At 42.4% G+C, this 13,781-nt stretch carries 9 protein-coding genes; 4 read left to right on the top strand and 5 right to left on the bottom strand.

Annotated elements, in window-relative coordinates:
• The 3 genes from R2S57_RS29555 to R2S57_RS29545 form a co-directional block, all read right to left on the bottom strand.
• The coding region (locus R2S57_RS29555; RefSeq protein ID WP_316848506.1) for an EVE domain-containing protein at positions 1 to 383 on the bottom strand (383 nt) is incomplete at its 3' end.
• Positions 384 to 856: 473 nt separating this feature from the next.
• Positions 857 to 1,717 (bottom strand): PorP/SprF family type IX secretion system membrane protein, encoded by an 861-nt coding sequence (locus R2S57_RS29550; RefSeq protein ID WP_316848505.1) that lies wholly within the window; start codon positions 1,715 to 1,717, stop codon positions 857 to 859.
• Between the two features lie 13 nt (positions 1,718 to 1,730).
• The gene (locus R2S57_RS29545) at positions 1,731 to 8,345 is read right to left on the bottom strand and encodes an MBG domain-containing protein (protein ID WP_316848504.1); all 6,615 of its coding nucleotides are present in this window, start codon (positions 8,343 to 8,345) and stop codon (positions 1,731 to 1,733) included.
• Positions 8,346 to 9,207: 862 nt separating this feature from the next.
• On the opposite strand from R2S57_RS29545, the gene R2S57_RS29540 reads away from it, so the two are divergent.
• The 4 genes from R2S57_RS29540 (at position 9,208) to R2S57_RS29525 (ending at position 12,991) form a co-directional block, all read left to right on the top strand.
• Positions 9,208 to 9,921 carry a DUF4397 domain-containing protein gene (locus tag R2S57_RS29540; RefSeq protein WP_316848503.1) on the top strand — a complete coding sequence of 238 codons (714 nt, stop codon included), beginning with the start codon at positions 9,208 to 9,210 and terminating at the stop codon, positions 9,919 to 9,921.
• A 77-nt stretch (positions 9,922 to 9,998) separates the two neighbouring features.
• On the top strand, positions 9,999 to 10,586 hold the full coding sequence (locus R2S57_RS29535; protein ID WP_316848502.1) for an RNA polymerase sigma factor: 588 nt from the start codon (positions 9,999 to 10,001) through the stop codon (positions 10,584 to 10,586).
• Positions 10,573 to 11,724, top strand: coding sequence for an outer membrane beta-barrel protein (locus tag R2S57_RS29530; RefSeq protein ID WP_316848501.1), 1,152 nt, complete (start codon positions 10,573 to 10,575; stop codon positions 11,722 to 11,724). Before R2S57_RS29535 ends, R2S57_RS29530 begins: the two co-directional genes overlap by 14 nt.
• 766 nt (positions 11,725 to 12,490) lie before the next feature.
• Entirely contained in the window at positions 12,491 to 12,991 is a 501-nt protein-coding gene (locus R2S57_RS29525) for a DUF2004 domain-containing protein (RefSeq protein WP_316848500.1), read from the top strand.
• A 373-nt stretch (positions 12,992 to 13,364) separates the two neighbouring features.
• On the opposite strand, the gene R2S57_RS29520 is transcribed toward R2S57_RS29525, so the two are convergent.
• Positions 13,365 to 13,583, bottom strand: a complete 219-nt coding sequence (locus R2S57_RS29520; RefSeq protein ID WP_316848499.1) for a hypothetical protein — start codon at positions 13,581 to 13,583, stop codon at positions 13,365 to 13,367.
• 17 nt (positions 13,584 to 13,600) lie between these two features.
• The coding region (locus R2S57_RS29515) for a hypothetical protein (protein ID WP_316848498.1) at positions 13,601 to 13,781 on the bottom strand (181 nt) is incomplete at its 5' end.

The raw sequence follows: 13,781 nt of genomic DNA, 5'->3' as shown, positions 1-13,781 counted from the left end.
TTATCAAACTCTTCTGCTTTTAATGGCATTACGGATAAACGTCCCTGGCGGACCAAAGAAATATCTGTTAAACTCGGTTCAGCCTTGATCTGCTCTAGTGAAACCGGATTTTTCAAACTTTCTACAGGAGATAAATCAACCACTACCCAGTTGGCATCATCGGTGGTCGGGTCCTGATAAAATTCTTTCACCACTTTGGCAATCCCAACTACGTTTTTACCTTCATTGCTATGGTAAAATAATACCAAATCGCCTTCTTTCATGGCTTTCAGGTTATTCCGGGCCTGATAATTACGCACGCCATCCCAAAAGGTACGGCCATCCTGATTAAATTTTTCCCAACTGTATTTAAAAGGCTCTGATTTTACTAACCAATGATTCATCTTATTCTTTATTTAAAAGGCTTTAAAGGCATATTTTCAATTCGATTTTCGGATTGGCGACAAAAGCAACTTTATGAAACAGTCAAAACAATCCCAATTGATACACATTTGGAAAAATGATGAATTCTATTTAAGCATTCCGAAAACCTTTACAGGTTCTAATAAACCTTATGTTTACTTTTATTATTTAGCCCCAAAACTACTAAATCTGCACGGATTAGGAAATACGTTGGAAAGAATGATGGTAATATAAAATTGATTAAGGATGAAGCTAAGAAACTACATGATAAAACATACCCAGCTCCTTTCCCGCTAATTTCACATTGCCACTTTGAAAAGGTAAAATCATGCGGCATTGATCAGATTTTACCTGGATGTTTCTTCCATTCCTCCGTACTATAGATGGGCGCCATTCAGGCACCCATTTATTCATTTACACATTTTTGCTTATTAGATTTAACGTCAGAAACGTTTTACCAATTAATACCAAGATTTATTTCAAAGCTTCCTGCGGTATAACCGCTTAATGCGCCAGTTTGCGTGGTGTAGGAAGTGTTAACCGTGTATTTCTTTTTATAATGCAACCCAACACCAAAACTTGCAGCCTTACTGGTGTGATACATGGCTGTAAAAAGCACCTGCTGGTCAGCGATTCCCAGCTGTCCACCAATATCAACAATATCCGCTATCTCTGAAAAGGAACGATAGGCCACCTTTGGCTGGAACAGGTTTTCGCCCAAAGGTATCTTATATCCCGCTGAGGCATAAACCACCGGAGTGTTCACCAGTTTAAAATTATCCCTTTTGAGGTAGTTTTTCAGGTTTACCAGCGCAAAATCGATATTGAAATGTTCTGTGGTTACACCGGTTCCAAAATCCCCATCAAAATAAGTCCTATGGTCTGTGTTATATGCACCAACCTGACCATCGTTCGGATTACCGATAAGATCCTGCATATCAATCCGCTGGTTCATAAAACCTGCCGACAGACCGAAGTGCAGTTTGGCGGTGGGACTGAGCGAAAGGTGATAAGCATAACTGGCAACAATACGTGTTTGCCTCTGCAGGCCAGCTTTATCGAGGTTCACATTCAGTCCAATGCCTACCTTTTCCCAGCCATAAGTAGCGGTAAGGTTCTGTACCGAAGGGGCACCGGGAATATTGTTCCACTGTGAGCGGAAAGCAAGATCAAGATCTGCGCCCTGCGCTATCCCGGCCATGGCAGGGTTAGCGAGATAAGTATTGGTATAATATTGGTTTAAAAATGGACTGGTTTGTGCTTTTGCCTTCGAAACACCGATAAGAGCAAGCAATATCAATATTTTTGTTTTCATCGTTTTCATTTTCTTAACGGTTTCTGATAATCGTGATAAATCCCTTTTGAACAAGCTTATCTGCACCATAGGTAATGATATAATAATAGGTGCCCTCGGCCAGGTCGGTTCCGCTTACGGTTCCGTTCCAGCTATTGTCGTATCCTTTTTTATTGTACATTTCCCTACCGTTGCGGTCGAAGATCCTTACTTCGTTGTTCGGATACATATCGATGTTCTGTACAATCCAGGTATCGTTCACCCCATCGCCGTTTGGCGTTAAGATGTTGTTTGCAACAAGTTTATAATCTTCGGCCACTTTAATGGTGATCGATGCGATACTGCTACAGCCGTTTGCATTGGTTACGCGCACCGTATAGGTTGTCGTTTGTGCAGGGCGTACAGTAAGCGTAGCCGTGTTCTGGCCACTTATAATTCCACTAGCTGTTGACCAGCTGTAACTTGTACCGCCACTTGCGGTTAATGAAGCCGTTTCACCTTTACTGATTTCTGTTCCTTTGCTGCTCACAATGTTTACAGTTGGAAGGGCATTAATGGTTAGGGTACCGTTTACATACACAAAACTGTAGTTATTCGCCACTCCACCTGCCGGAACAAGTACATATGTGCCAGCCACATTTCTGTTTGCGATAGTACTTACTGCTGGTTTAGTGCTTAATACACTTTCGGTATCGCCCACTTTGAAGCCGCTATAGCTTACTCCAAATGTTGGGAAACCATCTGACTGGCACATTATGGCATTATTTGCCGTTACGGTAAGTACCGCTTTGTTTACCGTTAAGTTAGCCGTTACATAAGTTATGGTATAGTTGCCATTTACTGTAACAGTACCCTGATTGATCGCATAAGTACCGGCGTTTTCGCCTGCCGCTCTGCTTAAACTTCCACTGAAGCTATCTCCCGTAACCAGTGCCGGAGCAAAAGTATAGGTCAAGGCAGGATCGACATCACCATAGGTTTTGCTTTTTGCAGCTGCAGTGACTGTTACTGTTTTCTTACCGATAGTAAAATCTGCACCAATATAAGTTAGGGCATAGTTAGGATTTAAAGCTAATGTACCCTGGTTAATTCCATAAGCGCCCACAGTTTCACCGACTGCCCTGTCTAGTGTACCTGTAAAAGTATCCGTTCCTACCAATGCCGGAGCGAAAGTGTACGTCAAGGCCGGATCAGCATCGCCATAAGTTTTGCTCTTTGAAGCTGCAGTGACTGTGATTGTCTTCTTACCGATAGTAAAATCTGCACCAATATAAGTTAGGGCATAGTTAGGATTTAAAGCTAATGTACCCTGGTTAATTCCATAAGCGCCCACAGTTTCACCAACTGCCCTGTCTAGTGCACCTGTAAAAGTATCTGTTCCTACCAATGCCGGAGCGAAAGTGTACGTCAAGGCAGGATCGACATCACCATAGGTTTTGCTTTTTGCAGCTGCAGTGACTGTGATTGTTTTCTTACCAATCGTTAAATCTGCACCAACATAAGTTAGGGTATAATTAGGATTTAAAGCTAATGTACCCTGGTTAATTCCATAAGTACCCACAGCTTCACCGACTGTTCTAGTCAATGATCCTGTAAAGGTATCAGTCCCCACTAAGGCTGGAGCGAAAGTGTACGTCAAGGCCGGATCGACATCACCATAGGTTTTGCTTTTCGCAGCTGCAGTGACTGTAATTGTTTTCTTACCGATCGTTAAATCTGCACCAACATAAGTTAGGGTATAGTTGGTATTTAAGGCTAACGTACCCTGGTTAATTCCATAAGCACCCACAGCTTCACCGACTGTTCTAGTCAATGATCCTGTAAAGGTATCAGTCCCCACTAAGGCTGGAGCGAAAGTGTACGTCAAGGCCGGATCAGCATCACCGTAAGTTTTACTTTTCGCAGCTGCAGTAACTGTTACTGTTTTCTTACCGATCGTTAAATCTGCACCAACATAAGTTAGGGTATAGTTGGTATTTAAAGCTAATGTACCCTGGTTAATTCCATAAGCGCCCACAGCTTCACCGACTGCCCTGTCTAGTGTACCTGTAAAAGTATCAGTCCCCACTAAGGCTGGAGTGAAAGTGTACGTTAAGGCCGGATCAGCATCACCATAAGTTTTGCTTTTCGCAGTTGCAGTAACTGTTACTGTTTTCTTTCCGATCGTTAAATCTGCACCAACATATGTTAGGGTATAGTTGGTATTTAAGGCTAAGGTGCCTTGGTTAATTCCATAAGCACCCACGGTTTCACCAACTACCCTGTCTAGTGTACCTGTAAAAGTATCCGTTCCTACCAATGCCGGAGCAAAGGTATAGGTCAAGGCAGGATCAGCATCACCATAAGTTTTGCTTTTCGCAGCTGCAGTGACTGTTATTGTTTTCTTACCGATAGTAAGATCAGCACCGTTAAATGTTATACTATAGTTACTACTTAAGGCAAGTGTGCCTAGATTAATTGCGTAGTTACCAATGCCTTCTCCCACTGTCCTATCTAGCAACCCCGTAAAAGCATCAGTTCCGACAAGTGCACCAGTATACGTATAGGTAAATGCCGGATCAGTGTCACCGTAGGTTTTGCTCTTCGCATCGGCTGTAACTGCGATCAACCTGCCAGTAATATCTGCTGTTGTGGCTGCCGTGGTATTGCCTAAGGTATAGTTGGCAGATGCACCACCTGTAATGGCAATACCTGTTACACTTACAGGTTTGTTTGTACCCACGGTTGCGGTTGCAAACGAAGCACCAGCATAACTCTCGGTAAATACATCACCTGCAACCCGGTTATCGCTTAAAGTTACCGTGGCGGCTGTTGTACCATCGTAAGCTTTGTTATTTCCAGCTGCTGTAACCGTTAATGTTTTTGGTGTGATGCTAAGATCGGCACTGTTATAAGTAATGCTATAATTGCCCGCATTGCTTAAGGCCAATGTACCCTGGTTAATGGCATAAGTACCCACGTTACTACCAGCAACTCGGTCCAATGAACCTGTAAAGGCATCGGTACCAATTAATGTCCCTGTATAGGTATAGGTAAATGCCGGATCTGAATCACCGTAGGTTTTGCTTTTTGCATCGGCTGTAACTGCGATCAACCTGCCAGTAATATCTGCTGTTGTGGCTGCCGTGGTATTGCCTAAGGTATAGTTGGCAGATGCACCACCTGTAATGGCAATACCTGTTACACTTACAGGTTTGTTTGTACCCACGGTTGCGGTTGCAAACGAAGCACCAGCATAACTCTCGGTAAATACATCACCTGCAACCCGGTTATCGCTTAAAGTTACCGTGGCGGCTGTTGTACCATCGTAAGCTTTGTTATTTCCAGCTGCTGTAACCGTTAATGTTTTTGGTGTGATGCTAAGATCGGCACTGTTATAAGTAATGCTATAATTGCCCGCATTGCTTAAGGCCAATGTACCCTGGTTAATGGCATAAGTACCCACGTTACTACCAGCAACTCGGTCCAATGAACCTGTAAAGGCATCGGTACCAATTAATGTCCCTGTATAGGTATAGGTAAATGCCGGATCTGAATCACCGTAGGTTTTGCTTTTTGCATCGGCTGTAACTGCGATCAACCTGCCAGTAATATCTGCTGTTGTGGCTGCCGTGGTATTGCCTAAGGTATAGTTGGCAGATGCACCACCTGTAATGGCAATGCCCGTTACACTTACAGGTTTGTTTGTACCCACGGTTGCAGTTGCAAACGAAGCACCAGCATAACTCTCGGTAAATACATCACCTGCAACCCGGTTATCGCTTAAAGTTACCGTGGCGGCTGTTGTACCGTCGTAAGCTTTGTTATTTCCAGCTGCTGTAACCGTTAATGTTTTTGGTGTAATGCTAAGATCGGCACTGTTATAAGTAATGCTATAATTGCCCGCATTGCTTAAGGCTAATGTACCCTGGTTAATGGTATAGGTACCCACGTTACTACCCGCTACTCTCGATAATGAACCTGTAAAGGCATCGGTACCAATTAATGTTCCTGTATAGGTATAGGTAAATGCCGGATCTGAATCACCGTAGGTTTTGCTTTTTGTATCGGCTGTAATCACAATTGCCCTGCCAGTAATATCTGCTGTTGTGGCTGCCATGGTATTGCCTAAGGTATAGTTGGCAGATGCACCACCTGTAATGGCAATACCCGTTACACTTACAGGTTTGTTTGTACCCACGGTTGCAGTTGCAAACGAAGCACCAGCATAACTCTCGGTAAATACATCACCTGCAACCCGGTTATCGCTTAAAGTTACCGTGGCGGCTGTGGTACCGTCGTAAGCTTTGTTATTTCCGCTTGCTGTAACTGTTAAAGTTTTAGGTGTGATTGCAAAAGTTGTGCCTGCTGTAAGAGTGATGTTATAATTACCATTAAGGGCAAGTGTTCCCAGTGTAATGCCATAAGTATTTACGTTTTCTCCAACTGCACGGCCCAAACTTCCGCTAAAGGTATCTGCAAAAGCTAAGGTCCCTGCACTGACTGAAAAGATCAAGGTTGGATCAGCACTACTATAGATTTTTGATTGACCGGCATTGGCTGTTACCGTAATATCCCTTTGATTAATGGCAAATGTGCTACCAGGCGTAAGATTTAAAACGTAGTTGGCACTAATGGCAAGGGTTCCCTTTGTAATGGCATAAGTATTTATATTCTCCCCGGGTACACGGCTTAATTTCCCGCTAAAAGTATCAGCAAAAGCTAAACTTCCAGTGCTAATCGAATAGATTAAGTTGGGATCAACATCACCATAAATTTTTGACTGACCGGTATTGGCCGTCACCGTAATTGCTCTTTGGTTGATGGCAAAGGTGGTACCAGGCGTAAAAGTGATGGAGTAATTACTGCCCGCTGAAAGCGAACCTATAGTTACCGCATAGGTATTCACGTTTTCTCCTGCTGCACGACTTAAGCTTCCTGAAAATGTATCAGCAAAGGCTAAGCCCGGTGCACTAACGGTATAGGTTAAGGCTGGATCAACATTGCCATAAGTTTTTGATTGTCCGGAATTGGCTGTTACTGTTATAGCTGCTTTTGCAACCGTACTTGATGGTATAGCTACCGTCTGATCGGTAAGACCGGTACTTGCCAAAGTGATACTCGCAGTGGCATAGGTACCCGCAGCTGCGTTGGCCTTTAGTCTTACATAAACCGTACCGGTGATATTCCCAGAGTTGCCTAGACTAACTGAATTACTGAAGTTTGTCCCATCGCTGCTTACCTCAAATATATTAGATAAAGAGGGTGTGACCTCAATACCTGAAGTAAGACCGCTACCAGTTACCTGAATGCTACTAGCGGATGATGCAGTACCATAGGTACTATTGAGCTGAGCGAAACTGCCTGAGGTTGAAATGTTTGTTGCAGAAATCACCAGGCTTGTATTTGTTGTATTGGTACAGCCTGCATTACTAAAGTTATAAGTAACTATATAGCTACCCGGTGTGCTTGTTAACAAGTTAACAGCTCCTGTTGAGGCATTAATAACAAGCCCTGCTGTAGAAAGGTATGCACCTCCCAAAGTACCGGTATGGGTTACATTTGCAGTGCCTGTTGGCAAATATGGGGATCCACTATAAGTTATCGTTGCTGTAGGTAACGCACTAATAGAAACGTTTGCCGTAGCCGTTTTGGGGCAGATACCACCATAGGTATAGATTACGGTATAGATTCCTGCGGTACTTGCACTCAGATTGATAGCGCCGGTAGAGGAATTGATAGAAAGTCCTGCTGTTGAAGTGTAACTTCCGCCTGTTGTACCCGTCTGTGTTACAGTTGCCGTACCACTTGCACAATACGGAGTTCCAGCATAGCTTATTGTTGCAGAAGTAGCTGCAGGCTCATTGATGGTAAAACTCTGCACCTTCTGGCATAAACTTGCATCTGTTACCGTAACGGTATAGGTTCCGGCAGCAAGTCCAGTTGCTGTGGCAGCCGTACCCCCACTAGGCGCCCATAAATACGTGTAAGCACCCGTTCCACCACCTGCAACTACCGTAGCAGTACCATTGGTTCCACCATTACAGGTTACATCGGTCTGACTTGGGCTTGTTGTAATGTTACATACAGGGCCAACAGTACCAGAATCCTTCACCCAGGTGAACGCGTCAAAATCGGCATAAACATAGGCTCCACCCAAAGTGATCTGAAGCTCATCTATAATGATATTGCTGTAGTTCTGACCGTTCAGGTTGGTCAGATCAATTAGCGTGTGGCCATTTGTAGCCCCCAGTGAGGTTGCAAACCCAGTGGTCTTAGTCTGTGTAAACTTGGTCACCCCACTAAGCTTTCCCGTTACCGTGAGGGTTCCACTCACGGCCTGGTTCAAGGAAGTATTGGACAAAAATATCCAAAACCGGTTTACCTTAAAAAGGTTAGAAGTCGTTTTAATACTGAATGATGCCCCTGGGGCTACCGAACCTGAATTGTCGATATACCGGTTGTCATTGGCCGTTCCGTTCCATCCAGTACCCGGATAGTTCGCCTGCATATCGAAAGTTGAGACATGCGAAACGATATTAAAAATTACCCCGTTATCGGTAAAACTGCTCGAACCGTTGGATTCCGTCTCGAAAACCTCAGTACTGGTTTGTGCCCGGAGCGTTCCGGCAAAAACCAAAAACATCAATAAATAGTATAGTTTTTTCATTTATTTGATAAATAAAGTAACATGCAGGAAAATAATTACGAAAAACAGTGATCAATTGCAAAGACATACCTGATCGCTAAGAAACCAACTAAGGAAATTGCTTTCAGCTGGAGTTAATCCTATTCCGGATTTTATAGATACAAAAAAAAGGAAGCAGACCTATTAACTGGTTAACACATAAAAAACCAAAAAAAGGCAATGGAACTACTGTTGCAGTGCTATATTCCTCCTTATAAACATACGGAGGGAAGCATGCTGTAACAGCTATATTCCCCGAAAAAGGGTGTAGCAGATCAGAGCGCATAATGGTTAGAGTGTGAGATGATTAATTTATCTCAAATATGAGAAAAAAATTATCTTAACCAAACTTTCTACGGCAACAATCCTGTTCTTTTTATCCAGCTGGTTTTCCGTCTCTGCTCACAAGGGAACTGTACAGGATATTATAGTGTCTTGATTTAATTCATTACAGGCAACTGATTGAGTAACAGAGACATTTTTTACGGTCTAAAAAAGGCCAGCTTCTCCTAAGAAAGCGGTCAGCTTCAAAATTAGGGATATTGAGTTGCGTGGATAAAGCTTAGTCAAGGCTGTCCTGGTCGAGAAAAAATGCCGGAGATTATAATGGGAATACGCAGTTATAATGTATGTCATCCTTGGCAGGTTTTTTTCAATCGCACCACGTTTGTTGACAAATAAAAATCATTTTAATTCACTCATGTACAAACCTTTAAAATTTTTCAAGGGCCTTTTCTGAAAAAAAAATGATTACCGTGTTGCGTTCAAGCCATGATTCCAGTTTAAAGGGACAAAAGATATTCATGGCAATGGAGCGCATGGATGAAACACGTCAATCTTTAAAATGAAAACACAGAAAAACTTAAACGGACTGATCAAAACCGGAGCAACACTAATCCTCTCGGCCATCATGTTTACCGCTTGCAAAAAGGACGGTCCAGTATTACCACCGGCTGTTCAAAATGGCAAACTTGCCGTACTGGTATCTTCTCCTGGTGCTGCCGAATTGTCCCTGCTGATCAATGGTGCAAAAGCTACCACTGCCAAACCTTTAACCTACAACACCACGATGGATTATTCTGATTTTAAATCAGGTGCTGTAGAATTTGGCGTAACCAAAAAGGATGCTACTGAAGTGCTGGCTAAGATTACAGGTACGATTAAGGCAAACACCAACTACACACTTTTTCTAACTGATAAATCACCAAAGGCAACTGTAATCTTATCTGAGGATGATCTTTCTGCGCCTGCAACAGATAAGGCGAAAATCAGATTTGTCAACCTTAGCCCTGACGCAACCCTTCTTGATCTTTACCTTGCCGGTAAAACAGAGACCGGCATCAGCAAAAAGGCATTTAAGGATGTTTCTGGCTTTATCAATGTTGATGCTGCCGCTGAGGCGAAGTTTGAGATTAAGGAAAATGGCAAAACTGATGTTTTGGCCACACTTGAAAAAGTAAAAATAGAAAAAGGCAAAATATACACCATTTATGCCAAAGGCTTGAAAGATGCAACAGATGTAAGCAAGTTGGGTATCGATGTAATGATCAATAAATAAGTTTTTGGGTCCGTTGAGGGGTTAGTGATGCCTGACAACGGACCCAATCTTTTTTATGAACTAAGCCACAGCATCTCTTGTTTGGACGAAATAAAAAGCAGCCTAACCTTAAGGATCTCCTTTTGGACTTGGGGAAAGTCGATTCTTCAGCAAAGGAGTTGCTATACAAACATTATTATGGATATGTGATGGCTGTGATTATCAGATATACCTCCAATCCTGCCGACTCGGAAGAACTCGCAAATGACAGCTTTATGAAAATTTTCAATTACGCCCATACTTTTACCCCTCCGGCAGATCCGGCCCATCTGGAAAAAGCCTTCAAAGGGTGGATTGCCCGGATAGCATCCAGAACCGCGATTGATTTTTTAAATAAGCCCCGATTGTTTATCCAGGATATTGAGATTTCTGAAAACGATCACCCAATGATTATTCCCCAGCAAATGATGAACCTCGATGTACAGGATATCCTCAAACTCATTTCTGTTCTGCCTGAGTTGCATAGAATTATATTCAACCTATACGAGATCGAGGGCTTCTCTCACCTCGAGATTGCCCAGATGCTTGGTCTTAAAGAAAATATTTCAAGGGCTTATCTCACAAGGGCAAAACAAAAGTTGCGTCAACTTTATGAATTAGAAAACAGATCGTATGGAACCTACTGAAGAAGACTTGTTTCAACATATGCGGGAAGTTCTTCTTGATCATGAGCTTCCATATGCTGAGGGTGCCTGGGAAAGATTTCTGCAGACCGACCGAAAGAAAAGAATGGGCATCATTTGGCGCTTTGCCCGCTCACCAGTTGCGGCACTGCTGATAGGTGCAATGTATTTGGGTCTGAACCATTTTTTTCCTTCTAAAAATGTCCATCAAAACATATCCGTGTATAAATCCTCTGCTCCTCTTAGTAAAAAGCCTGCGGTCAGAAAATATTTGCCCATAAGCGATGCTAACATCGATAGCGGGAAGTTGTTATTGGCGATACATGATCACGCCAGAGATAAGTCGCGGGTAAACAGTGAAAGGGCTTTCAGCCAATTCACGATTAAAAAAGACTCCTCAATGCTGGCCAGCTCTCTTGTCGACACCATTGGCGCTATTGGAGATGTTATTGAAGTGGTTAAAAAAGAGCAGTTTACAGCTAAAAGAAAAAAGGTTTCTTCTCTTGAAGATCTGCCCCTGGAGGTAGGTCAGCCAAAAACTGATCGCCCATGGACTATGGATCTTTTTGTGTCCAGAAATTATACCGGATCTGCAAAGCCAAGCCTAGGCGGCGGCGCAATGGTTCATTATGCACTTAACAACCGGATAGCGCTAAGTGCGGGGATAGCATATTCCGTCATCTCGAAAGTCGAGGAGCGTCCAAACTCCATAAATCCACAAAGGAGACTTTCATCAGTAGAAACTTCGGTCAGTGGCCTGGATATTCCTCTTGAAGTTAAATATAATATCTCAAAGCAAAGCTACCTTGCGCTGGGTGTTTCGGCCATGGGAATTGTCAGTAGCAATCAGCAACTTAATTATCAGGTGGAAAAAACGATGGAGATTACCGTTGTTGGGGAAAATGGACCAGTAACCGAAAGCCGCGTAGTGAGTACCGAGGAAGCTGTACAGGTAGATGAGCAGTTACTTTCCCGACAGCATTATATCGGCTTTTATAACATTTCTTACGGTTTTACACAGAAGATGGGCAAGGGTACTTTTATCACTTTCGAGCCCTACCTTAAACTCCCAATGAAACCTTATTCTGAGCAGCAGAGTAAACTTTTATCCTCAGGACTCAGGCTTCGGTTTAGTTTCTGATTTCAGCAAACCTGCTGTCTCCCAAAGCACTTGAAATAACCGATTTATTTTGCTGTCGGGCATAAAATAGCGGGATATAACAGTTTGCGCCTGGCGACAAAAGGTAAAGACAAAGCGCAACTTAATGAAGCAACCCAAGCCATCACCATTATTCTATACCTTAGGGAACACCCCAAATGCATTAACTGGCAGCAATATACTTGCCTCCTAAAAAATGGTAATGTTCTACAGGCAGCTTCCAAACAGAATGAGCAATTAAATTATAGCGCTAAGCCAATTGTATGTTTAAATTTCTATGTATATTTAAATATTAAACAAAAAGAAAGTTCGCTCAACACTTAAATTAAATGCCATATAACGCTCCAAACGAATTAAGCTATTTAAGTAATAAACAATTACTTAAAATGAAAAAAAGAATGACAATAGCCTTCTCCGTTACAACTGCAATAGTGCTCTTATCATATGTAAGCACATTTTTGATTGATAAAAGTTATCGTAATCTTACTATTATCATTATTCCCATGATGTTGATTTCGCCTATATTTTTTAATCTCAAGGGTTTGATGGACGTTAAAAGAGAATTAAAGTTAAGAGAACAGTGAACTTATAATACTCCAATGCGTAACACTATCGGATCGCGAAATTCTTATCCAGCCCTCCAATCTTTTAGTAATTTTATCTTCACCACCACCATTCGCCAGGCCGCAATTATTGGCAATAAGTTTATACAGATCGCAATACATTAACAAATCAAAAAATAACAGAAATGGCAGAATACGCTTTACCATATTTCGGAAATTTACCGACAGAAAATCTGGAAGAATATTATGATGTTGACATTGAATTAAACGGAAATAAAATTCAAATAGATCTCAATTTTGAAAACAAAACCATTGACACATTAATAATGGACGATGTAAAAAAATTCATCGAAAAATTTGAAAGCTTTGACCAGCTGAATAAGACATATATGCTGAATGACTATAATGACGAAGATGGCGACACCGTAAAATTTTATTTAGAACACCATCTTGAGGAACTTGATAAAGACGAACTTACAAAACTTGTAAACTTTGACGATACGATAACAGCACTCGAACAGCAACTTTTGTCAAAATTGAAATTAGTAAGAGTTGGGCTTTATCCTGATGGTGAATATAACTTCGCAACCTTTGATTATTCCATTGGCAAAGATATAACAGATCAATTGGTTGTAATAAATACTGATGAGAACGGACAACTGGATTATATGACAATGGAAAGCTAAATACCTACGATCAACTGTGCTCCCGGAGATGAGGTTTCTTCGGCAAAAGCTGTACTTTATTAGAGTTGGCTAGCAAAACGCCTAAAAAATGTGCACTGGTAATAGGTGCTACTGCATACTCTTTTTCCCTGTGGCCTAAGAAGATCGTCGAGTGGCCAGGCTATTTACCTTTTAAGGAATATAAGATTATTTAAGCTTATATGCACTTATATGTCTTACATGGTTAAGCGCCCATTTTTCCCGCAGATTTAATATGAAAAGGGCACAGATGTACACAGATTTTTCTGCACAGGTAACACAGCTTCGGCCTTGAACCTAAAAGCTCCGGCACCCCATATTAAAGCTTTGACCGAAAACCTAAAAGTCTCAATGCCTAAGCAAAAAGCTTCGACGCCCAGGCAAAAACCTTGGCCATCGAACCTAAAAGCTCCGATGCAGCACTTAAAAGCATCGACTCGCCACTCAAGAGCATCGATGCACCACTCAAAAACTCCAATGCCGAACCTAAAAGCTTCGCTGTCGAACCTAAAAGCATCGACTCACCACTCAAAAGCTCCGATGCCGAACCTAAATGCTCCGATGCACCACCCAAAAGCTCCGGCGCAGCACCTAAAGCATCGATTCGCCACTCAAAAGCTCCGATGCCGAACCTAAATGCTCCGATGCACCACCCAAAAGCTCCGGCGCAGCACCTAAAAGCATCGATTCGCCACTCAAAAGCATCGATGCCGAACCTAAAAGCATCGACTCACCACTCAAAAGCATCGACTCGCCACTCAAAAGCTCCGAT

It is taken from the genome of Pedobacter psychrodurus (genome assembly GCF_032678585.1).
Classification (GTDB): domain Bacteria; phylum Bacteroidota; class Bacteroidia; order Sphingobacteriales; family Sphingobacteriaceae; genus Pedobacter; species Pedobacter psychrodurus_A.
The sequence above is the reverse complement of the archived record's forward strand: the minus strand, read 5'-3'. Positions and strand labels throughout refer to the sequence as shown.

What these genes read in the sequence shown, in the direction of transcription:
- R2S57_RS29525 (WP_316848500.1), top strand. Translation starts at nt 12,491, where the DNA reads ATGGCAGAATACGCTTTACCATATTTCGGAAATTTACCGACAGAAAAT.
- R2S57_RS29540 (WP_316848503.1), top strand. Translation starts at nt 9,208, where the DNA reads ATGAAAACACAGAAAAACTTAAACGGACTGATCAAAACCGGAGCAACA.
- R2S57_RS29550 (WP_316848505.1), bottom strand. Translation starts at nt 1,717, where the DNA reads ATGAAAACAAAAATATTGATATTGCTTGCTCTTATCGGTGTTTCGAAG.
- R2S57_RS29530 (WP_316848501.1), top strand. Translation starts at nt 10,573, where the DNA reads ATGGAACCTACTGAAGAAGACTTGTTTCAACATATGCGGGAAGTTCTT.
- R2S57_RS29545 (WP_316848504.1), bottom strand. Translation starts at nt 8,345, where the DNA reads ATGAAAAAACTATACTATTTATTGATGTTTTTGGTTTTTGCCGGAACG.